Consider the following 20,908-nt stretch of genomic DNA (forward strand, 5'->3'; position numbering starts at 1 on the left):
AGGCGGGGTCGTCGAAGGCCTCGTGCAGGGCGTCGACCAGTTCGTCTTCGAGCCGTTCGGCCTCGGGGCGTTCGTGCTCGGACCAGATGAGCGCGCTGACCGCTTCCTCCACCTCGGCCATGCGGCTGAGCACGCCGAAGTCGGGGGCGGGGCGGTTGGCGAGGATCTCGCGGGTGCGTTCGGCGCGTTCGAGGTCGCCCACTTCGCGGCGCAGGCGGGCCTTCATGGCGAGCGTCTGGCGGTAGGAGCGGGCCAGGCCCTCCAGCGGGCGGGCGAGGGCCACGGCGCGCTCGTCCTCATCCTCGGCCAGGGCCTCGATGCGGTCGGCGTAGCGCATGGCCAACCCGAGCAGGCGCTCGGACAGGCGGCTCAGGCCGTCGAGGTCGGCAGCGATGTCGGGGCGATGTTCCAATGAGAACAAAGATAGAACATCAAGAGCGAAAAGTCAAGGTTCGCCGGGACGAGCGGAGGGCGAGGGCGGCGCGCCAGCCCGCGCCTACTGCGCCGCCTGTTCCTGGGCGTAGCCGAGCTGTTCGTTGAGGCGTTCGAGGACGGTGATCGCGGCTTCGGGGATCACGGTGCCGGGCGGGAAGATCGCCGCCACGCCCATCTCCTCCAGGGCCTTGAAGTCCTCGGGGGGAATGACGCCGCCGACGAACACCAGGATGTCGGGCCGGCCCAGCTTGGCCAGCTCGGCCTTCAGCTCGGGCACCAGGGTGAGGTGGCCGGCGGCCAGGGAGCTGGCGCCCACGGCGTGGACGCCGGACTCCACCGCCTCGGCGGCGGCCTCGGCCGGGGTCTGGAACAGGTCGCCGATCTCGACGTCGAAGCCCAGGTCGGCGAAGCCCGAGGCGATCACCTTCTGGCCGCGGTCGTGGCCGTCCTGACCCATCTTGGCCACCATCAGGCGCGGCTTCTTGCCGTCGGCCTGGGCGAAGGCGTCGGCCATGGCGCGGGCGCGGTCGGAGGCGGGCGTGGCGCCGGCCTCGCGCAGGTAGACGCCCTTCACCGCGTCGGCCTGGGCCTTGTGGCGACCGAACACCTTTTCCAGCGCGTAGGAGATTGCCCCCACGGTGGCCTTGGCGCGGGCGGCGTTCACCGACAGCTCCAGCAGGTTGCCGTCTCCGGCCGCGCCGGCGGTGAGCGCGTCGAGAGCCGCGGCCACGGCCTCGGGGTCGCGCTCGGCCTTCAGGCGGTTGAGCTTGGCGATCTGGGCGTTGCGGACGGCGGTGTTGTCGACCTTCAGCACCGGGATGTCGTCCTCGACGTCGGGGCGGTAGCGGTTCACGCCGACGACGGTCTGCTGGCCGGAATCGATGCGCGCCTGGGTGCGGGCCGAGGCCTCCTCGATGCGGCGCTTGGGCAGGCCGTCCTCGATCGCCTTGGCCATGCCGCCCAGGGCCTCGACCTCGGCGATGTGGGCGAGCGCGCGCTCTGCGATGTCGGCGGTGAGGCGCTCGATGTAGAAGCTGCCGCCCCAGGGGTCGATGACCCGGGTCTGGCCGCTCTCGATCTGCAGGAAGAGCTGGGTGTTGCGGCTGATGCGGGCCGAGAAGTCGGTCGGCAGGGCCAGGGCCTCGTCGAGCGAGTTGGTGTGCAGGCTCTGGGTCTGGCCGCCGACGGCCGCCATGGCCTCGATGGCGGTGCGCGGCACGTTGTTGAACACGTCCTGGGCCGCCAGGCTCCAGCCGCTGGTCTGGGTGTGGGCGCGCAGGGAGAGCGAGCGGGCGTCCTTCGGGTCGAACTCGGCCTTCATGAGCTTGGCCCAGAGCAGGCGCGCGGCCCGCTGCTTGGCGATCTCCATGAAGGCGTTCATGCCGGCGTTCCAGAAGAACGACAGGCGCGGCGCGAACTTGTCGACGCTCATGCCCGCGGCGACGCCCGCGCGGACGTATTCGATGCCGTCGGCCAGGGTGTAGGCGAGCTCCAGGTCCAGCGTCGCCCCGGCTTCCTGCATGTGGTAGCCGCTGATCGAGATGGAGTTGAAGCGCGGCATCTCCTTGGACGTGTAGGCGAAGATGTCCGACACGATCCGCATCGAGGGGCCCGGCGGGTAGATGTAGGTGTTCCGGGTCAGGAACTCCTTGAGGATGTCGTTCTGGATGGTGCCGGCGAGCTTCTCGTGCGGCACGCCCTGTTCCTCGGCGGCGACGATGTAGAGCGCCAGGATCGGCAGGACCGCCCCGTTCATCGTCATCGACACGGTCATCTTGTCGAGCGGGATGCCGTCGAACAGCGTCCGCATGTCGAGGATAGAATCGATGGCCACGCCGGCCATGCCGACGTCGCCCGTCACCCGCGGGTGATCCGAATCGTAGCCGCGGTGGGTGGCCAGGTCGAAGGCGATGGAGAGGCCCATCTGACCGGCCGCGAGGTTGCGGCGGTAGAAGGCGTTGGAATCCTCGGCCGTGGAGAAGCCCGCGTACTGGCGGATCGTCCACGGGTTGGTGGCGTACATGGTGGGATAGGGGCCGCGCACGAAGGGCGCGAGGCCGGGATAGCCCTCGATGGCGGCGAAGCCCTCGATCTCGGACGCCGAATAGGCCGGGCGCACGGCGATGCCTTCCGGCGTGGCCCAGGCCTCGCCCGCGGGCGGCGGGAACGGACCCGCGGCGGCGTCGAAGGGCAGGGTGGCGAAGTCGGGGAAGCCGGTCATGCCGCCACCTCGTGCGTTTCGGAGAGCCGCATGGGCTTGAGCGGGGGGCACTTGCCGTCGGGCCCGGGCAGGCGCGCGCCCTCGGGATCGAGGGCGGCCGGCGCGGCGGCTTCGACCTCGACCTTGGCGGGCTCGGTGGGCGGGAAGGCGGTGACGCCCAGGATCTTCGGCTCGCGGCGCGCGGCGGACGCGGCCGCGACGTCGCGGGCGACGAGGCCGCCGGTTAGGGCCGCGACCGCGCCGCCGGCCGCCTCGATGGCCTGCAGCCGTTCCCAGGCGGCCCGCGCGATCTGGTCGGTGAGCGCCTCGACGTAGCCCGAACCGGCCGCGGGATCGGCGACGCGGCCGACCCCGGCCTCCTCCATCAGGACGAGCTGGGTGTTGCGGCTCTGGCGGCGCGCAAACGCGGTGGGCAGGCCGATGGCGTCGGTGAAGGCGCCCAGCGTCACCGCGTCGGCCCCGCCGGCGGCGGCGGCGAAGCCGGCGGCGGTGAGGCGGATCATGTTGGTCCAGGCGTCCTGGGCGGTGAGCATGCGCCGCGACGAGCGCGCCTCGATCCGGGCCTGGGCGTCGACGCCGCAGGCCGCGGCGATCCGGGCGAAGACGGCGCGGGCGGCGCGCAGCTTGGCGATGGTGAGGAAGTAGTCGGCGTCGGCGGCCAGCCCGAGGGTGATGCGGGCGAAGGCCTCGGCCATGGGCAGGCCGGCGCGGACCAGGGCCTTGGCGTAGGCGATGGCGCTGGCCGCGGCGAAGGCGACCTCGGCGGCCTCGCCGCCGCCGGCCTCGTGGACCACGCGGCCCGAGGCGAGGAACAGCGCGGCATGCGGATAGGTCTGGGCGTGGCGGACGCCCACGGTGGCGGCGCTGACCACGTGGCTTTCGACCGGGCCGGGGCTGGCGCCGGCCTCGGCGAAGGCGCCCAGGGGGTCGAAGTTGAAGGCGAGCCTGGCGCCGGGCGAGGCCTTGGCGACGGCGTGCAGGGCGTCGGCGGCCTTGGGGGCGTGGAAGCCGGCGTCGAGGCCCACGGGCGCCAGTTCGACCACCACGTCCTTGAGCGCGCGGGCCAGGGCGTCGGGCGCGGCGTGGCCCCTGACGATCACCGAGGCGGCGCCGCCCTCGAGGTCGGCCAGCAGCTCGGCGTTGACCCTGGCCGGATCGGGATGGGCGGACAGGACCCGCAGGTCCCAGGGCCGCTCGGCGTGGAACGGCCGGGGCGGGAAGGCGGCGGGCGCATCGGCGCCGGCGTAGAGCGGCGCGATCGGCAGGCCCTCGGCCGTGGCCTTCGTCAGGCTCTCGAACGGCTTGTCGCCGAGCGTCCTGGCGACGAGGTCGCGCCAGGCGTCCTCGCCGGCAGGCGGAAATCCGGGGTCGAGGAGACGTGCGTCGGCCATGCGGGGAGTTGCCCCCCGAGGCCCCCGGGCGTCAAGTTCACGCAAGGGGAGAGGGGACGCCCTCGCGGAGGCCGTTACGCCTCGGGCACCCCGGCCACGATCACCTTGTAGCGCTTGCGCAGGCTCTGCATGAACTCGGCGTTGGCCTGGGTGCGGCGCTCGTCGATCCAGGCCTCGCGCACGTGGTCGCGCACGCTCTCGAACGAGGTGGGCGGCGCCGGCGTGCGGGAGGTGACCTCGATCAGGTGCCAGCCGTAGGGCGACATCACCGGCCCGGACCATTCGCCCACCGGCGCGCGCTCCAGCGCCTGGACGAAGGCCTGGCCGTAGTCGCGTTCGAGGTCGCGGGTGGCGATGCCGTCGTAGGCCAGCGGGAAGAAGAACGGATCGCCCGAGGGGTCGCGCTTGGTTTCCCCGGACATGCCCAGCGCCTGGCGCGCGGCCTGCTCGGCCTGGCCGTGGGGCCGGTCGCCGCTGAAGAAGACCTGGCGGAACGAGACGTGCGCGGCGGCCGCGTAACGGTCGGCGTGCTGGGTGAAATAGGCGCGGAGCTGGGCTTCGGTCGGCTCCTCGGCCGCCGCGAGGTCCTCGGTGGCGAACGACATCTTCTGCGCGAGGCGGCGGCGGATGATCATGTCGTCCTTGTCGAGGCCCAGGCGAAGGGCCTCGCGGGCCAGGAGCTCCTCGTCGATGCGGTCGCGGATGATGCCCGCGAGCTCGACCTTGTTGGGCGGCCGCTGCATCTGGGCCTCCCAGTAGGTGGCGAGCTGGTTGAGGTCCTGGGCCTCGATGCGCACGACGGGCTTCTGGGCGGCGCGCACGGCGCTCAGCCCGACGAACAGCACCGCGCCGATCAGCAGGAACTGGACGAGCGGCTCGGCCAGCGCGCGGCGCAGGCCATGCATGACGACCGCCGGAAATCCACTCGGGCCGGCGGACGCCGGCGCTTCATCAACTCTTGGGCTCATACCAAATCGGCGAGGACCACGCCCGCTCCATGATCGTCTTGGCCAGGGTCGGGTTGGGGGGCGTGCCGTTGCGCAGCGCGTCCCATGTCGACCAGCGGCAGGAAGGATTCTCTAGCACGCGCACATAGTAGAAGGCGCGCTGGTTCGGCTTGAAGGTGGGATCGCGCCAGACCGCCTTGAGCTCCACGTCGCCCTTGAAGCGGTCGGGCTCGCAGGTGGCGAGGTTCACCGAGGCGCCGTTGTCGGGGCAGCGCCAGGTGGTCTTGTCGAGCTTGAGGTTGTCGGAGCAGGCCACGTCGAAGACCTGTTCCCTGGCCTGGCCGTTCTCGACCCAGCCCTTCACGATCTGGGCCCGCTGCAGATAGGTGCTGTTGGGATCGCGGACGGCCCACACGAAGAAGGTCGGCGCCTGGCCCGACGACGGGGCGAGATCGCCGCCCATCGGCACGCCCTTGGCGTAGGCCGTGCGCACCACATCGGGCCGCGTGGCGATGTCGGCCGGGAAGTCGTAGCCGCCGAAGAAGCGCACGCGGATGCGCGGGCCCGAGGTGGCGAAGGTCTCCTTGCGGCGCAGGGCGGCGAAGATGGACTCGCGGTCGTTCTGCTCGGCCCAGACGCCGGCCAGGCCCGAGGCGCCCCAGGCCTGGTAGGGCGTCGCGGCGTGGGCCGAATCCGGGGTGTCGGCGGGCCAGGTCCGGGCGCCGTCCGGCGGCACGGAGCCGCGCTGGACGGGCAGGCCGTCGGAGCGGCCGACCTTGGAAAAGTAGTTGGTTTCCTCGGCTGAGCCCGGCGCGGCGTTGTGGGTGTCGGTCGAGCTGATGAAGCCCATCTTGAAGGGATTGAAGCCCTTCTGCTCGCGCATCAGGATCCCGTCGAGCAGGGCGGTGCGCACATAGCTGCCGTGGAACTTGGTCACCGGGTGGTTGGAGCCGATGTAGCGCTCCATGATCTCGAAGTTGGCCCATTCGTCGTTGGGCGACAGCGAGGGGTGGACCTCCGACGTGCCCTTGATCTGGCTGATCTCGACCAGGGGCTCGTTGCGCATCCGCAGTTCGGCGTAGGCGCGGTCCATCGGCGAGCCGTCGCGCTTGGTCTGCTCGAACATCAGCCCGTCGGAGCCGTTGGAATTGTGCGGGATGGCCAGCACGTCGACGCCCTTGGCCCGCCAGGCGTCCATCGTGCGCCACAGGTCCTCGGGATTGGCCGACATCCGCGCCGTGTAGGGCAGGGCGGGCGTCTTCTCGGAGCGGAAGATGACGTTGCGGTGCAGGTTGCGGCCGTCGGGCGCGGAGGTGAACTCGTAGCCCACGAAGGTGGTGAACTTGCCCGGCTGGTAGTTGCGCGCGGCGGCCTCACGGACCTCGGTCCAGGCGCGGCCGGCGACCTCGGGCGCGCTGAAGGAGGCCGGCATCTGGCCGGCGTGGCTGGCGGCGACGACCCGGGCGAACGCCTCGCCGATCTTCTTGGGATCGGGGCTGAACAGGCCGTCGACGATCGGCTCCTTCGAGAGCGGGCTGTTGGGATCGGCCGCCTCGCGCATGGCGCCCATGTATTCGGAGTGGTCGGTCACCGCCGTGAAGTCGAGCGGGCCGCCGGCCAGGCGGATCTTGAAGCCGCGCGCGTGGCCGATCGCCTCGCCCTTGGCGAAGCGGTAGGCGTCGTCGGGCGTCGCGCGCACATTGAAGATGTAGGCGTCGAACGACAGCCCGGTGTGGACGTGCAGGTCGCCGAAGTAGGCGTTGCGGTCGGGATTGTAGCCCGGCAGGTGCTGGGTGGGCGGCGCGGCGCCGGCGGCCAGCAGCGGCGCGGCCGGTTTGGGGCCCTGTCCCGGGGCGGCGCTGGCGGCGGCTACGGCGCCGACCAGGGTCGCGGCCGCGGTGAGTCGGATCGCCGTGCGGCTTGGACGCCGGTCCATCGTTTCCCCCATATCCCGAGGCTATCGCCGGATGCGCCAGCCGCCCCTGTCTCAGTGCGTTCGATGATTGTGTCCTAACTTGGCGTGGGCCAAAAGACGACGGGGGCGGAAGCTATCGGGGGTGAAGCTTGAGGCTATGGGGTGATGTCGGCGCGGGGCTGCTGCCGGGGGCGAAGGTCCTGGCGGCGCTCGCAGGATTCGTGGCGCTGCTGGTCGCGGTGATCGCGCTTCCGGCGGCGGCGCACGAGGTGCGGCCGGCGCTGATCCAGATCACCGAGAGCGCGCCGGGCGACTACGAGGTCGTGTGGAAGCAGCCGGTGGTGGGCGACATGGCCATCCACCTCGTGCCGCATCTCTCGTCGGGCGCCATCGACAAGCAGCCGACGGCCGAGACCAGCGCGCCGGGCTTCCTGATCCGCTCGTGGCGGGTGCGCGGCGGCGCGCCGCTGGACGGCCAGACGGTGACCATCGAGGGTCTCCACCTCACGGTCACCGACGTGCTGATGCGGGTGACGACCGCCGACGGCAAGACGATCAGCGACGTGATCCGGCCGGCCGAGCCGACCCGCAAGCTGGCGCTATCCGGTCCCAAGGGCCTGGGGGTGCCGGCCTATCTGAAGCTGGGCGTCGAGCACATCCTGACCGGCGTCGACCACCTGATGTTCGTGCTGGGCCTGCTGCTGCTGGTGGGCCCCAACTGGCGGCTGCTGAAGGCGATCACGGCCTTCACCGTGGCCCACAGCATCACCCTGGGCCTTGCGGCGCTGGGGATCGTCAATGTGACGCCGGCCATCGTCGAGGCGCTGGTGGCGCTGAGCATCGTGTTCGTGGCCTGCGAGCTGGCCCGGCCCGCCGACAAGCCGCCGACCCTGGCGCATCGCCATCCCTGGGTGGTCGCCTTCTCGTTCGGCCTGCTGCACGGCCTGGCCTTCGCCGGGGCGCTGCGCGAGGTGGGGCTGCCGAAGGGCGCGGAGGTGGAGGCGCTGTTCCTGTTCAACGTGGGCGTCGAGATCGGCCAGCTCATGTTCATCGCCGTGGCGCTGGCGGTGATGGCGGGCCTGCGGCGGCTGGCCGCCCGAGCGCCTGACGGGATGGTCGCCCTGGCGCGCGCGACGCCGACCTATGTGATCGGCGGATTCGCGGCCTTCTGGCTGATCGAGCGGGTGCTGGCGGTCTGAGCGCGGGGCGGTCTTGCCCGCCTCGGCGTTTTGGCGTACGTCGTAAATCCAAACAGACGTTCGAGGACTCGTCCATGGCCCTGCCGCCCGTTCTGCGTGACCTCCTCCGCCTGCCGGTGATCGGCAGCCCGCTGTTCATCATCTCGGGACCCGACCTGGTGATCGCCCAATGCAAGGCCGGGGTGGTGGGGTCGTTTCCGGCGCTGAACGCGCGGCCCGCCTCGATGCTGGACGAGTGGCTGCACCGGATCACGGAAGAACTGGCGGAGTGGGACCGCGACCATCCGGATACGCCCTCGGCGCCCTTCGCGGTGAACCACATCGTCCACAAGACCAACGACCGCCTGGAACACGACCTGGAGGTCTCCACCAAGTGGAAGGCGCCGATCGTGATCACCTCGCTGGGCGCGAGGACGGACGTGAACGCCGCGGTGCATTCCTATGGCGGCGTCGTGCTGCACGACGTGATCAACAACGCCTTCGCCCGCAAGGCGGTCGAGAAGGGGGCCGACGGCCTGATCCCGGTGGCCACCGGCGCGGGCGGCCACGCCGGGACGCTTTCGCCCTTCGCGCTGATCCACAGCATCCGCGAGTGGTTCGACGGGCCGATCGCGCTGTCGGGCTCCATCGCCAACGGCCACGCGATCCTGGGCGCCCAGGCGATGGGCGCGGACCTCGCCTACATCGGCTCGGCGTTCATCGCGACCCAGGAGGCCAACGCCGACCCGGCCTACAAGCAGATGATCGTCGACTCGACCGGCGAGGACATCACCTACACCAACCTGTTCACCGGGGTGCACGGCAACTACCTGACGCCCTCCATCGTCGCCGCGGGGCTCGATCCCGCGAACCTGCCGGAGTCCGACCCCTCGAGGATGAACTTCGGCTCGGGCGGCAACCAGAAGGCCAAGGCCTGGCGCGACATCTGGGGCTGCGGCCAGGGCATCGGGGCGGTGAAGGCCGTGCCGACCGCCGCCGAGATGGTCGCCCGCCTGTCGGCCGAATACGAGACCGCCAAGGCCGAGCTGGCGCTCAAGACCTCGTTCACCGCGGGCAAGGCGCTGATGGCGGCCGAGTAGGCCGCTTCTAAAGGCCGTCGGCCGCCTCGACGGCCGCCACCGGCAGCGCGCCCCGCCAGCGGCGGACCGAAGCCGCCTGGGTCATCAGGCGCAGATAGGAGGGCGCGGCCCTCTCGATGGTGAAGCCGCGGAGGTGTTCCGCGACGGCCTGGGGGGCGATGGCGGGCAGCGGGCCGAACATGGCGGCGGCGAGGTCCTCGGGGCGGCGGCCGGCGACGAGGCGTCCGAACGCCTGACCGCCCAGCAGGGCGTCCATGCCCGGACAGCAGTCGGTCGCGACCACGGGCAGGCCTTCGCCGAGCGCTTCGAACAGCACTGCCGGCGCGCCCTCGTAGAGCGAGGACAGGACCAGCGCGTCGGCCATAGCCATCCACGGCCGCGGGTCGGGGACATGGCCGGTGAAGGTCACGTGGTCCGTGATCGCAAGCTCCGCGGCGAGGTCTTCGAGCTGGCGCCGCTCGGGTCCGTCGCCGAGAAGGATCAGGCGGTCGCGCGGACCGCGCCCGAGGGCGAACGCGCGGAGCAGCAGCGCGAAGTCCTTCTGCCGCACGAGCCGGCCGACCCCCACGAAGACGCGTCCGGCGTCGGGGCGCGATTCGGATCGGCGCGGGACGCGGGAAAGGTCGGCCTCGCTGAGCGCCGGATCCGGCACCGTGACCACCCGCTCGGGCGCCGCGCCGGCCTCCTGGATGATCTCGTCGCGCATGGCGTCGCTGAGGGCCACGAAGGCGGCGAAGGTCCGCGCCTGGATCCGCAGCCAGAGCCGGTAGAGCGTGCGCGTCCGGCGGGGAAAGTCGGGACGGACGAGGGCGTTGCTGATCTTGCAGATGATCGGCGGACAGCTCGCGCCGAGCAGCAGGCGGGCGAGCACCGCGACGATGGCGTAGGTGTTGCCGGCGCAGAACAGCACGTCGGGCCGGCGGCGGCGGACGCTGAGCACCAGCCGCGGCACCAGCCACAGCGATTCGAAATGCCGGGAGAAGCGGAGCGGCGGGGCGTGGTCGTAGGTCACGTTCCGTGGCGCCTCGACGTCCAGCGGCCCCCAGCGGCGGCCCATCGCCAGGGACACGCGCGATCCATCCTCGGCCCAGCGGCCGGCGAGCCGGAGTGCGATCCGTTCCACGCCGCCGGGGTCGAAGCTGTGCAGGAAGACCAGGATGTGGAACGGGGCAGGGCGGCCGGGACCAGCCGCCTCGCCGGGCGCCCCCGGCGGATCGTCATCCAGTCCGCGTCTCATGAACACTCCGAGGCGACCAAATCCGGCGAAGCGCGACGCTCGGCGCGAGCCGCGCGGCCGCCTTCGCGACACCCCCGAACAGGGACGCCGCCGCGAGCCAAGTTCCGCAAGCTCCGCGGCGGGTTTTCTGGCCCGACGCTGGGGGAGCGATTCGCCACGAACGGGATGAGGACGCCGGGCGGCGGCGGCGTCGTTGGTGAGGGGGCGCTCTAAAGCCAAGGCTGATCGGATGTGCGCACGCGGGCGTGAGCCGAAGGCGGGAGGACGGCGTCCGCCGTCCGCCCGGTGGAATCGCCGCTGATGGCGCCGCAAGACGCGCAGCCCGCCGTGCTGATCACCGGCGGCGCGGGATATGTCGGCGCCCACGCGGCCAAGGCCTTCGCGGAGGCCGGCTGGCGGCCGGTGGTGTTCGACAATCTCAGCGTGGGCCATCGGGCCGCCGTGCAGTGGGGGCCGCTCGTCCAGGGCGATGTCCGGGATCGCTGCGCGCTCCGCGAGGCGATGACGACGCACCAGGTCTCCGCGGTCGTGCACTTCGCGGGCGCATCCGAGGTCGGCCGCTCGTGGCGGGACCCCGCCGACTTCTGGGCGCAGAACCTGGAGGGAACGGCCGGCGTGCTGGACGCCATGCGCGCAAGCGAGGTGCGGCGGCTGGTCTTCTCCTCCAGCGCGGCGGTCTACGGGGACGGCGCCGAGGTGTTCGCCGAAACCTCGCCGACCCAGCCGCTGAATCCCTACGGCGAGACGAAGCTCGCCGCCGAACGCATGATCGCGGCCTATGCGCGGGCCTATGGCCTCTCGGCGTTGTGCCTGCGCTATTTCAACGCCGCCGGGGCCGATCCCGGCGGACGGATCGGCGAATCGCGGCCGGCGGAAACCCACCTGATCCCGCTCGCGCTCTCCGCGGCCCTCGGCGGCAGCCCGCCGCTGGCCGTGTTCGGCGACGACTATGCGACGCCCGACGGCACCTGCGTCCGGGACTACGTCCACGTGGACGACCTGGCCGAAGCCCACGTGGCCGCCGTCGCCAGCCCGCTCGATACGGGCGCCTGCCTGCCGCTCAACCTCGGCTCCGGGCGGGGGGTCTCGGTCCGCGAGGTGATCGGAACCGTCGCGCGGGAACTGGGACGGCCGGTTCCCCATCGGGTCCAGGCCCGCCGCGCGGGCGACCCGGCCCGGCTCGTGGCGGACGCCCGGCGGGCGAACGACGTGCTCCGCTGGCGCGCGCGGCGATCCGACATCACCACCATCGTGCGCCACGCCGCCGCCTGGGCGCTGCGGCGCGGCTATTGAGCGCGCGCCGTCCCGGGGGGCGGGGAGCCGCCTAGCCGCCGTTGGCCTTCAGCCAGCGCTCCATGTCGGGCACGCGCGCCTTGATCACCCCGACCCGGTAGCGGATCGCCGCCGTCGACTTCTCGATGTCGCCGCGGCTGGAGGCCGGGACGGTGGCCGAGAAGGCGGCCAGCTTGTCCAGCATCGCCGGGTCGCGCGAGGTGACCGCGAGGTCGGCGTAGTAGGTGGTGCGGCTGGTGGGCTCCAGCAGCTGGTCCACCTGCGCCCGGTGCGCGACGGCGTAGTCGAACGCCGCCTCGGGGTGATCGTTGGAGACCGCGGCGATGACATTGGGCGCCTCGGTCGGCAGGAGCTCGCCGCTGAGGGCGAGGTCGAGCGCGCGCCGGATCAGCGCCGGGTCGGACGCCTGGCCCAGGTAGTTGTAGAGGCGCGCGCGGTCGGTGATGTCGGTCGAGGCCTTGGCCTTGGCGTGGATCGCCTCCCAGGTCGCCGCGTCGGCGTGGCCCGCGACGATGGCCAGGACCGTCCGCCGGCCCGAGCCCGAGAGGCTCTCCGGGTCGGCGAGCCAGCCGTCGAACCGCCGCTTGGCCTCGGCGAGCGTGGCGGGATCGCCCATGCGGCCCAGCAGGCTGAGCACGGTGCGGCGCAGGATGGCGTCGTTGTCGGCCTCACCCGGCTTGGGGTCCCAGCCGAGGCGCTCGGCCATCGGCCGCAGCCGGGCCATGGCGAAGGCGCGGAACTCGGGCTGGGTGGTTCGGCCCTCGAACAGCCAGTCGAGGGCGTCGAGCTGCTGGGCGAGGGTGTTCAGGACGATCGGGTCGGCGTCGGCCGGCGAGTTCTTGGCCAGGTCCAGGAAGTCGCTCATGGGCGCCACGCCGGCCTCGCCCAGCGCACGGCTGTCGTAGAGCAGGCCCAGCTGGTCGGACGGCGCCAGTTCGGCGAACCGCGGGGCCAGTTTGGCCCAGAGGCCCGGCGAATAGGCCGTGCGGAAATAGCCCGCGTGACCGGCGTTGACGACGACCGGGGCCCTCAGCGGCGTGACCTGGGGCGCCGAGGCGCTGACGAGGCCCTGCCAGGCGCCGTCGTCGCCGACGGCTTCGACCTTCACCGGCGTGCGCCAGGTGCGGGGCGTGCGCTGGCTGGGGTCGGCCGAGAACCGCGACTGGACGAGCCGCACGCCGCCCCGCGCCGCCTCGGCGCGGATCAGGGGCACGCCGGCCTGGGTGGTGAAGTCGCGGGCCACGTCGCTGACCTTCTTGTCGGGCGAGGCCGCGTCGAGGGCGGCCCAGAGGTCGGCGCTGACCGTGTTGCCGTAGGCGTGGGCCTTGATGTAGGCGCGCACGCCGTCGCGGAAGGCGTCCTCGCCGACGTAGTCCTCGAACATCCGGATGACCGCCTCGCCCTTCTGGTAGGTGATCGAATCGAAGGCGGTGGCCGCGGCGAAGACATCCGGGATCGAGGTGACGATCGCGTGGGTGCCGGGGCGGCTGTCGAGGCGCATGGCGCCCTGCTGGCCGGACTGCGCCGACAGCCACACGCGCCATTCGGGATGGAAGTGGTCGGTGGCCTTGTTCTCCATCCAGGAGGCGAAGCCCTCGTTCAGCCACAGGTCGTCCCACCACGACATGGTGACGAGGTCGCCGAACCACTGGTGGGCCATCTCGTGGGCGACGGTGACGAAGACGTTCTGCCTGTCGGCCTCGGTGGAGAGCTTGGGATCGATCAGGATCGCGTAGTCGAAGTAGAAGATCGCGCCCCAGTTCTCCATGGCGCTGAAGAACTGGCTCTGGCCGGGGCCCGCCACGAGGTCGAGCTTGGGCAGCGGGTAGGGCGTGCCGAACCAGTCGTTGTAGTAGCCGAGCAGCTTGGCGGCGGCGTCCAGGGCGAACTCGGCCTTGGCGGCGTCGCCCCGGCGGACCACCACGCCCACGTCGGTGCGGCCGACGCGCTGGTGGATCCGTTCGAAGTCGCCCAGCGCCATGAACAGCAGGTACGAGCTCATCTTCGGGCTGTCGGCGAAGGTGATGGCCTCGCGGCCGTCCGCGGCCGGGGCGGTGCGCGCGGCCGGCATGTTGGACACGGCCATCTGGCTGTCGGGCGTCTCGATGGTCAGGGAGAAGACCGACTTGATTCCCGGCTCGTCCCACATGGGCGCGAAGCGGCGGGCGTCGGAGTTCTCGAACTGGGTGAACAGGGCCCGATGCTTGGTCCCGTCGGCGTCCTGGTAGTCCAGGGCGAACAGGCCCGAGGCCTGCTGATAGATCTTGCCGGCGTAGTCGATGGAGAGCGTGTAGCGGCCGGGCGCCAGGGTCTGGGGGAAGACGAAGGCGGCGGTCTGCTGCTGGTCGTCCAGCACGATCTTCGGGGCCGCGGCGAGCCCGGACAGCGCCACCTTGGAGAAGGTGATGTCGGCGGCGTTCAGCACGATGCGGTCGGTGGGCTTCACCACCGTGATCGCGATGGCTTCGTGGCCGGTGAAGGTGAGGGCCTCGGCGTTGGGGACGATGCGGATGTCGTAGCGGTCGGGCCGCACGTCGGTCGGCAGGACGATTCGCGTTTCGGCGGCGGGCTTGGCCGGCGCGGCGGCGACAACAGCGGGCGCGCTCGCCGCGACCATGGCGGCGGCGAGGACGGCAAGGAACTTCATGCTCGATATCTCAGAAAACAGGGGAATATTTTGGCGCGCACAATAGAGACGCAAGATGGCCTTTGCTAGGCGGGGCGCCGACCGTTCATCTCATCGCCCGCGTCCGCTGGCAGACGAGCGAACCAGATCATGGAGATCATGGTCACGAGGCCCACGATGACGAAGGCGGGCGTGACCGTCTCGGCCGTGAGCCGGGTCTGGCCCTGCATGACCATCAGCGTGTGGAGCAGGGTGGCCGAGAGGCCGATGCCGATGGACTGGACGAGCTGCTGCACCATGGAGGCGGTGGTGGCCGCCTTGCTCATCTGGTCCTGGTCGATCTCGGCGTAGGCCATGCCGTTGAGCGAGGTGAACTGCAGCGAGCGGAAGAAGCCGCCGACGCCGAGCACCGCCATCATCGCCCAATGGGGCCAGGACGGGCGGAACAGGGAATAGGCCATGAAGCTCGCGCCCACGATCAGGGCGTTGACCAGCAGCACGCTGCGGAAGCCGAACCGGCGCAGGATCGGCGGGGCGGTGGTCTTCATCACCAGGGCGCCGACGGCGGAGATGAAGGTCATGGTCCCGGCGGCGAAGGCGCTCATCCCGAACGCCACCTGCAGCAGCATGGCCAGCAGGAACGGATTGGCGCCCATGGCGATGCGCATGAAGGCGCCGCCGACCACCGAAGCCTGGAAGGTCGGCTTGCGGAAGATGGAGAGGTCGACGACGGCGTGCGGCGTGCGCGCGGCGTGCCAGGCGTAGAGCCCCAGGCCCGCGAAGCCGGTCGCGAACAGACCGGCGACGCCGAGCGGGCTGATGGCGTCGCGGCCGATGTTCTCGAAGCCGAAGATCAGGGCCGCGAGCCCGACGCCGGTGAGCACGATTCCCGGCAGGTCGACGGGCGGCGGATCCTGCTCGCGCACCTCGGGCACGTAGCGGAACACCAGGAACAGGCCCAGGACGGCGATCGGCAGGTTGATGAAGAAGATCCAGCGCCAGTCGGCGAAGGTGACGATCGCCCCGCCCAGCACCGGCCCGACCACCGGCCCCAGCAGCGCCGGCATGGTGACGACCGACAGCGCGCCCACCAGCTCGTCCTTGGGCGTGGTGCGCAGCAGGACGAGGCGGCCGACGGGCATCAGCGTGGCCCCGGCCGCGCCCTGGGCGAAACGGGCGATGATCAGGTGCCACAGGCTGTTGGAGAGGCCGCAGGCGATCGATCCGGCCGCGTAGAGCACGATCGAGCACATGAAGACCCGCCGGGCGCCGAACCGGTCGGCGAGCCAGCCGGAGAGGGGCAGGAACACCGCCGCCGACAGCAGGTAGACGGTGATGGCGATGTTCAGGCGCAGCGGCTCGACGCCGAAGGTGTGGGCCATCGCCGGCAGGGCGTTGGTGATCACCGTGGCGTTGAGCGTCTGCATCAGCAGCGCCGAGCCGACGATCGCCGGCACCAGCCAGCCGCGGGTGATGGCGTCGCGCTCGCGGGCCGCGGCGGCTTCGGGAGCGGCCGCCTCGAAGGCGTCGTCGCTGGGGGTCATGCGTCGACGAGCCTCAGGAGGACCTCGGCCGCCGCGGCCAGGCTGGCGCGGTCGGCGGGCCCGAGGCGGGCGAGACGGGCGGCGAGCCAGTCGTTCCGCTCGCGGCGGATCGCTTCCAGCTTGCGCTCGCCCGCCGCCGTGATCGCCAGGCCCGAGCGGCGGCCGTCGTCGGCGTCGCTGCTGCGCCGGACCAGGCCGGCGGCTTCGAGGCGTTTGACGTGGGCGCTGATGGTCGGCTTGGAGGTGCCTTCCGCCTCGGCCAGGGCGCTGACGCCGACGCCGGGATTCTTGCGGATGAAGCCCAGGAGCAGGGCGTCCTGCGGCGACAGGCCCGCCTTGTGGGCCTCCTGGCGCAGGCGGCGCGAGACGCGCAGCAGCGCGGGCCTGAGCGTGTCGGCCAGGGCGATCGTGTCGAGGTCGGCGAGCGCCTGGGACATGAACTCAACCCGGTTGAGGACTCAATATAGTTAGGTTGACGAACTATCTATCTGCGCGCGCCCCAAAAGACAAGGCCCGCGCTGCGGGAGCGCGGGCCCGTCCTCAGGTCATGATGTCGCGATCAGAGGACGCCGAGCATCTCGGCGACCAGCGGGTGGCGGACGATGTCGCGGTCGCCGAGGCGGACCACCGCGATGTTGCCCACGGCCTCCAGCTTGGCGGCGACCGGGCCGAGGCCCGAAATCTCGGGCAGCAGGTCCGACTGGTTGGGATCGCCCGTCACCACCATGGTGGAATGCCAGCCCAGGCGGGTGAGCAGCATCTTGAGCTGGACGTAGGTGCAGTTCTGGGCCTCGTCGATGACCACGAAGGCGTTGTTCAGCGTGCGGCCGCGCATGAAGCCGACCGGGGCGATCTCGATGGCGCCCTCGGCCATCAGCGCGCGGACCCGCTTCATCGAAAGCCGGTCGGAGAGCGCGTCGTAGAGCGGACGCAGATAGGGGGCCAGCTTGTCCTCGGCGTCGCCGGGCAGGAAGCCGATGGACTCGCCGGCCTCCACCGCCGGGCGCGAGAGCACGATGCGGCCCACGCGGCCGCTCTCCAGCGCCTCCACGGCCTTGGCGATCGCGAGGTAGGTCTTGCCGGTGCCGGCCGGGCCCAGGGCCATGACGAGGTTCTTGGCGTCGATGGCGTCCATCAGCGCCTGCTGGCCGGCGGATTTGGCCTTGATGGTCTTGAGATATCCCTGCTCGCGGTCGTCGTTGTGATGCGCCAGCGGCGACCAGCCACGGTCGATCGGCAGCCGGCGGATCTTGTCATCCCCCTCGAACTGACCGGCGTCGAACGCACCTTCGCGCAGTTGTCGCTTCAGAGCCCGCTTGCTCATAAGGCCTCCTCAGGGGGCAAGAAAAAAGGGCGTCCCGGCTGGGAACGCCCTTCGGATGGTTGGGGAAAACGGTTGGCGGCGTGCGCGGACCGGGGAACCCAGCGGTCCATCGCCATCTGCGGGTCCGGGCGAACCTGCCCGGGGGAGCAACAGACTCAGCGCCATCCACTCCGTCCAGCGCGAGACGCGGAGGCGAAACCCCCGCGGCGGCTTCCGGGAAGGCTATCGCCCCCTCGAATCGCCCGACTAGAATGATCCTATCGTCGTTTCAGAGTCGTTAAACCCACCCTTTAAGCCAAGAAAACGAGGTGCGAGTTGGCCGTCTACAACTTAGGCAATGTGACACCGGAATTACCAAACGATGACGAATACTGGATCGCACCCACGGCGTCGGTAATGGGACGGGTGATTCTGAAGAAGAATGCGTCGGTTTGGTGGGGCGCCGTCTTGCGCGGCGACAACGACCCGATCGTTCTGGGCGAAGGCTCGAATATCCAGGACGGCAGCGTCTGTCACACCGACACCGGCTCGCCGCTGACCATCGGGGCCAACGTCACCGTGGGCCACATGGTGATGCTCCACGGCTGCACGATCGGCGACAACTCGCTGGTGGGCATCGGATCGATCGTGCTGAACGGCGCAAAGATCGGGAAGAACTGCCTGATCGGCGCCAACTGCCTCATCACCGAAGGCAAGGAGATCCCCGACAACTCGCTGGTGATGGGCGCGCCGGGCAAGGTGGTGCGCGAACTCAGCCCGGAGCAGGCGGCCAGGATCGCGGTGGGCTCGGCGCACTATGTGGAGAACTGGAAGCGCTATCGGCGGGAGCTGAAGGCCGTGTGACCTCACCCCGCTCGCCTTCGGCGAGTCGCCCTCCCCATGAAGGGGAGGGAAAAGCGCCGGGCTTGATACTTTTCCTCCCCTTCATGGGGAGGCCTTGACGGACGCAGCGTCGGCCCTGGACGGTCGCCCGAAACGGGAGAACGCCATGGCCTATCAATATATCAAGGTCGACCGGGACGGTCCGGTCACCACCTTCACGCTGAACCGCCCCGACGTGATGAACGCGCTGCATTCCCCGGCGCACTTCGAGATGCACGAGGCGCTGGACGCCTTCGCGGCCGACCCGGATCAGTGGGTGGGGATCGTCACGGGCGCCGGCGACCGGGCGTTCTCGGCCGGCAACGACCTGAAGCACCAGGCCTCGGGCGGCGAGATGCGCAGCCCGCCGTCGGGGTTCGCGGGGCTGACGTCGCGGTTCGACCTGGTGAAGCCGCTGATCGCGGCGGTGAACGGCGTGGCCATGGGCGGCGGCTTCGAGATCGCGCTGGCGTGCGACCTCATCGTGGCCTCCGAGAACGCGACGTTCGCACTGCCCGAGCCGCGCGTGGGCCTGGCGGCGCTGGCCGGGGGCCTGCACCGGCTGCCGCGGGCGATCGGCGTGAAACGGGCCATGGGCATGATCCTGACCGCCCGCCGCGTCTCGGCCGCCGAGGGCAAGGAACTGGGTTTCGTCCACGACGTGACCGCGCCGCAGGACCTGATGCGCACGGCGCACGAGCTCGCCAAGGCGATCTGCGAGCTGGGCCCGATGTCGATCCGCGCCTCGAAGGAGGCCGTCTACAAGGGGCTGGACGAGTCCAGCCTGGAGGCCGCGATCAAGGGCCAGAACCGGTATCCCGCGGTGGCGGCCCTCTATACGTCGGAAGACTTCAAGGAAGGCCCCCTGGCGTTCGCGCAGAAGCGGGCGCCGCAGTGGAAAGGGCGTTGACCAGGAGTACATAAGGGGAACATCCTCACGCGCAGGACCCCACCCCGCTCGCCTTCGGCGAGTCGCCCTCCCCATGAAGGGGAGGGAAAAGGATGGGGTTCTTTCCCTCCCCCTTGTGGGGAGGGTGGACGGCGCGGCGCGCCGGACGGGTGGGGGAGCGGCGGTGCGAGAGGACATCCGGCGGTCGCGAGAGCTTCGGGCGGCCATGACCGAGCCGGAGGTCATTCTCTGGTCAAGGCTGAAGCAACTGCGGACGGAGGGTTTCCGCTTTCGCAGGCAGGCGCCGTTCCGCGGCTACTACCTCGACTTCGTCTGTTTCGAACGGCGGGTGGTCGTGGAGGTCGATGGCGCAACCCATGGGGACGAGGCGCAGGCGGCGCACGACCTCATCCGTGACGCGGTCCTGGCGCGCGAGGGGTTTCGCGTCCTGCGGGTGTGGAACCCCGAGGTCAGGCGCAACCTGAGCGGCGTGATGTATTCGATCCTGCGGGCGCTGGATGAAGCCGACGCCCCACCCCGCTCGCCTCGCGGCGAGTCGCCCTCCCCATGAAGGGGAGGGAAAGGGGAGCGCCTTGCCGCACCGCATCATTGACGTACATTCCCTTCGGGCTGTGGGGATGGCGTGAATGGTGGATCTCGATGCCGTCGGGGGCGCCGCGACAGGCGGGCTGATCGCCTCGACGTTCGAAAAGCCCGCGGGCAAGGCGGGCGAGCCCCACGGCGCCTGCGCCGATTGCGGGACCGAGACCGTCGGGCGATTCTGCCACAACTGCGGCAACCCCAGCCACGTGCACCGGACCCTGTTGCACCTGGGCGAGGAACTGCTGCACGGGGTGATGCACTTCGACAGCCGCACGTGGCGGACCCTGCCGATGCTGTTCTTCCGGCCGGGCAAGCTCACGCGCGAGTGGTGCCTGGGCAAGCGGGCCCGCTACGTCTCGCCGCTGGCGATCTTCCTGTTCACCGTCTTCGTCATGTTCATGCTGATCAGCTACATGCCGAAGCCGGCGGAGAGCCCGCTGGAGCGGCAGGTGATCTCGGCCCGGGACCTGTCCATGGCGAACACCGAGCTCGCCAACGCCAAGGCCGCCCTCTCGAAAGCGCAGGCGAAGTTCGCCGCGGCGACGACGAGCGAGGCGCGGGCCGAGGCCGCGGGCGAGGTGAAGGGCGCTGAGGGGGAAGTGAAGGGCGCCGAAGCGGGCGTGAAGGTCGTCCGGCGCCAGATCAGCCTGGGCGAGACGGGCGTCGTCGCGGGCGAGGGCTGGAAGGAAGACCTGGCCAGGAACGTCAAGTCCGGCGAGCTCAAGATCAACACCGGTAACAAGAAGCTGGACGAAAAGCTCAAGCACAAGCTCGAGAACCCGGACCTGGCGATCTACAAGCTGCAGCAGACGTTCTACAAATTCTCGTTCCTGCTGGTGCCCATCTCGATCCCGTTCGTGGCCGTGCTGTTCCTCTGGAAGAAGAACGTGACGCTCTACGACCACGGGGTGTTCGTCCTCTATTCCCTGACCTTCGTCTCGCTGCTGGTCATGGCGACCTTCCTTGCCGGGCGGGCCGGCGGGGCGATCGAAGGCTGGGTCTTCGCCATCGCGCCGTTTCTCGTGCCCGCGCACATGTTCGCCCAGCTCAAGGGCGCCTACAGCCTCAGCATCTTCTCGGCGCTGTGGCGGACGTTCTTCCTGCTGGTCTTCAGCTCGATCGCGCTCGCGCTGTTCGTCCTGGCGATTATCTGGCTGGGCTTGGGCTAGAGCCCGTCAGGGTGAAGTGGATACCGGTTCACCCGCCCGGACGGGCTCTACAATCTTGAAGATCGAGCCTTCTCGTCCGGATCAGGTGATCCCACCTGATCCGGGAAGGCTCTAGGCCTCCCGCGGCGGAAGGTGACGCCGGTGTCACTTTTTCATCGGCGCAGCCTTGTTTCGG

At 70.6% G+C, this 20,908-nt stretch carries 17 protein-coding genes; 7 read left to right on the forward strand and 10 right to left on the reverse strand.

Annotated features, from left to right (window positions below; genetic code table 11):
• The 5 genes from GC203_RS23480 to GC203_RS23500 all read right to left on the reverse strand — a co-directional run.
• A partial coding sequence (locus tag GC203_RS23480) for a hypothetical protein (RefSeq protein WP_293459384.1) occupies positions 1-421 on the reverse strand: 421 nt, incomplete at its 3' end.
• 75 nt (positions 422-496) lie between these two features.
• Positions 497-2,656, reverse strand: coding sequence for a methylmalonyl-CoA mutase (scpA, locus tag GC203_RS23485; protein WP_293459385.1), 2,160 nt, complete (start codon positions 2,654-2,656; stop codon positions 497-499).
• Positions 2,653-4,047: a methylmalonyl-CoA mutase family protein gene (locus GC203_RS23490; protein ID WP_293459386.1), complete on the reverse strand. Its 1,395-nt coding sequence runs from the start codon at positions 4,045-4,047 to the stop codon at positions 2,653-2,655. The genes scpA and GC203_RS23490 overlap by 4 nt, the downstream gene beginning before the upstream one ends.
• A gap of 74 nt (positions 4,048-4,121) precedes the next feature.
• A complete protein-coding gene (locus GC203_RS23495) occupies positions 4,122-4,952 on the reverse strand; it encodes a peptidylprolyl isomerase (RefSeq protein ID WP_293459388.1) in 831 nt (276 codons plus the stop codon).
• 46 nt (positions 4,953-4,998) lie between these two features.
• On the reverse strand, positions 4,999-6,930 hold the full coding sequence (locus GC203_RS23500) for a DUF3604 domain-containing protein (protein ID WP_293459389.1): 1,932 nt from the start codon (positions 6,928-6,930) through the stop codon (positions 4,999-5,001).
• 128 nt (positions 6,931-7,058) lie between these two features.
• Here GC203_RS23500 and GC203_RS23505 point away from each other — a divergent pair, with 128 nt between their 5' ends.
• Positions 7,059-8,108: a HupE/UreJ family protein gene (locus GC203_RS23505; RefSeq protein WP_293459390.1), complete on the forward strand. Its 1,050-nt coding sequence runs from the start codon at positions 7,059-7,061 to the stop codon at positions 8,106-8,108.
• A 74-nt stretch (positions 8,109-8,182) separates the two neighbouring features.
• On the forward strand, positions 8,183-9,187 hold the full coding sequence (locus GC203_RS23510) for a nitronate monooxygenase family protein (protein ID WP_293459391.1): 1,005 nt from the start codon (positions 8,183-8,185) through the stop codon (positions 9,185-9,187).
• A gap of 7 nt (positions 9,188-9,194) precedes the next feature.
• Here the strand turns inward: GC203_RS23510 and GC203_RS23515 are convergent, their stop codons facing one another.
• Complete coding sequence (locus tag GC203_RS23515; RefSeq protein ID WP_293459393.1) at positions 9,195-10,424, reverse strand: glycosyltransferase; 1,230 nt, start codon at positions 10,422-10,424, stop codon at positions 9,195-9,197.
• A gap of 300 nt (positions 10,425-10,724) precedes the next feature.
• Here GC203_RS23515 and galE point away from each other — a divergent pair, with 300 nt between their 5' ends.
• Complete coding sequence (gene galE / locus GC203_RS23520) at positions 10,725-11,717, forward strand: UDP-glucose 4-epimerase GalE (protein WP_293459394.1); 993 nt, start codon at positions 10,725-10,727, stop codon at positions 11,715-11,717.
• Positions 11,718-11,748: 31 nt separating this feature from the next.
• Here galE and GC203_RS23525 read toward each other — a convergent pair whose 3' ends face one another.
• From GC203_RS23525 to GC203_RS23540, 4 genes are all read right to left on the reverse strand, one after another.
• Entirely contained in the window at positions 11,749-14,364 is a 2,616-nt protein-coding gene (locus GC203_RS23525) for a M1 family metallopeptidase (protein ID WP_293459396.1), read from the reverse strand.
• A 65-nt stretch (positions 14,365-14,429) separates the two neighbouring features.
• On the reverse strand, positions 14,430-15,887 hold the full coding sequence (locus GC203_RS23530; protein ID WP_293459398.1) for an MFS transporter: 1,458 nt from the start codon (positions 15,885-15,887) through the stop codon (positions 14,430-14,432).
• Complete coding sequence (locus tag GC203_RS23535; RefSeq protein ID WP_293459399.1) at positions 15,884-16,324, reverse strand: MarR family transcriptional regulator; 441 nt, start codon at positions 16,322-16,324, stop codon at positions 15,884-15,886. Before GC203_RS23535 ends, GC203_RS23530 begins: the two co-directional genes overlap by 4 nt.
• Positions 16,325-16,446: 122 nt before the next feature.
• On the reverse strand, positions 16,447-17,211 hold the full coding sequence (locus tag GC203_RS23540; protein ID WP_293459400.1) for a PhoH family protein: 765 nt from the start codon (positions 17,209-17,211) through the stop codon (positions 16,447-16,449).
• Positions 17,212-17,526: 315 nt separating this feature from the next.
• On the opposite strand from GC203_RS23540, the gene GC203_RS23545 reads away from it, so the two are divergent.
• From GC203_RS23545 to GC203_RS23560, 4 genes are all read left to right on the forward strand, one after another.
• Complete coding sequence (locus GC203_RS23545; protein WP_293459402.1) at positions 17,527-18,054, forward strand: gamma carbonic anhydrase family protein; 528 nt, start codon at positions 17,527-17,529, stop codon at positions 18,052-18,054.
• A gap of 145 nt (positions 18,055-18,199) precedes the next feature.
• A complete protein-coding gene (locus GC203_RS23550) occupies positions 18,200-18,982 on the forward strand; it encodes an enoyl-CoA hydratase-related protein (RefSeq protein WP_293459404.1) in 783 nt (260 codons plus the stop codon).
• A gap of 205 nt (positions 18,983-19,187) precedes the next feature.
• The gene (locus GC203_RS23555; RefSeq protein WP_293459405.1) at positions 19,188-19,532 is read left to right on the forward strand and encodes an endonuclease domain-containing protein; all 345 of its coding nucleotides are present in this window, start codon (positions 19,188-19,190) and stop codon (positions 19,530-19,532) included.
• 76 nt (positions 19,533-19,608) lie between these two features.
• Positions 19,609-20,733: a DUF3667 domain-containing protein gene (locus tag GC203_RS23560; RefSeq protein ID WP_293459406.1), complete on the forward strand. Its 1,125-nt coding sequence runs from the start codon at positions 19,609-19,611 to the stop codon at positions 20,731-20,733.
• Positions 20,734-20,908: the final 175 nt, after the last annotated feature.

The organism is Phenylobacterium sp. (genome assembly GCF_016124325.1).
Lineage (GTDB): Bacteria > Pseudomonadota > Alphaproteobacteria > Caulobacterales > Caulobacteraceae > Phenylobacterium.

Bases quoted from the DNA above. Each gene is read 5' to 3' on its own strand.
- scpA (WP_293459385.1), bottom strand. From the start codon at position 2,656: ATGACCGGCTTCCCCGACTTCGCCACCCTGCCCTTCGACGCCGCCGCG.
- GC203_RS23490 (WP_293459386.1), bottom strand. From the start codon at position 4,047: ATGGCCGACGCACGTCTCCTCGACCCCGGATTTCCGCCTGCCGGCGAG.
- GC203_RS23495 (WP_293459388.1), bottom strand. From the start codon at position 4,952: ATGCATGGCCTGCGCCGCGCGCTGGCCGAGCCGCTCGTCCAGTTCCTG.
- GC203_RS23500 (WP_293459389.1), bottom strand. From the start codon at position 6,930: ATGGACCGGCGTCCAAGCCGCACGGCGATCCGACTCACCGCGGCCGCG.
- GC203_RS23510 (WP_293459391.1), top strand. From the start codon at position 8,183: ATGGCCCTGCCGCCCGTTCTGCGTGACCTCCTCCGCCTGCCGGTGATC.
- GC203_RS23515 (WP_293459393.1), bottom strand. From the start codon at position 10,424: ATGAGACGCGGACTGGATGACGATCCGCCGGGGGCGCCCGGCGAGGCG.
- galE (WP_293459394.1), top strand. From the start codon at position 10,725: ATGGCGCCGCAAGACGCGCAGCCCGCCGTGCTGATCACCGGCGGCGCG.
- GC203_RS23525 (WP_293459396.1), bottom strand. From the start codon at position 14,364: ATGAAGTTCCTTGCCGTCCTCGCCGCCGCCATGGTCGCGGCGAGCGCG.
- GC203_RS23530 (WP_293459398.1), bottom strand. From the start codon at position 15,887: ATGACCCCCAGCGACGACGCCTTCGAGGCGGCCGCTCCCGAAGCCGCC.
- GC203_RS23535 (WP_293459399.1), bottom strand. From the start codon at position 16,324: ATGTCCCAGGCGCTCGCCGACCTCGACACGATCGCCCTGGCCGACACG.
- GC203_RS23540 (WP_293459400.1), bottom strand. From the start codon at position 17,211: ATGAGCAAGCGGGCTCTGAAGCGACAACTGCGCGAAGGTGCGTTCGAC.
- GC203_RS23550 (WP_293459404.1), top strand. From the start codon at position 18,200: ATGGCCTATCAATATATCAAGGTCGACCGGGACGGTCCGGTCACCACC.
- GC203_RS23555 (WP_293459405.1), top strand. From the start codon at position 19,188: ATGACCGAGCCGGAGGTCATTCTCTGGTCAAGGCTGAAGCAACTGCGG.
- GC203_RS23560 (WP_293459406.1), top strand. From the start codon at position 19,609: ATGGTGGATCTCGATGCCGTCGGGGGCGCCGCGACAGGCGGGCTGATC.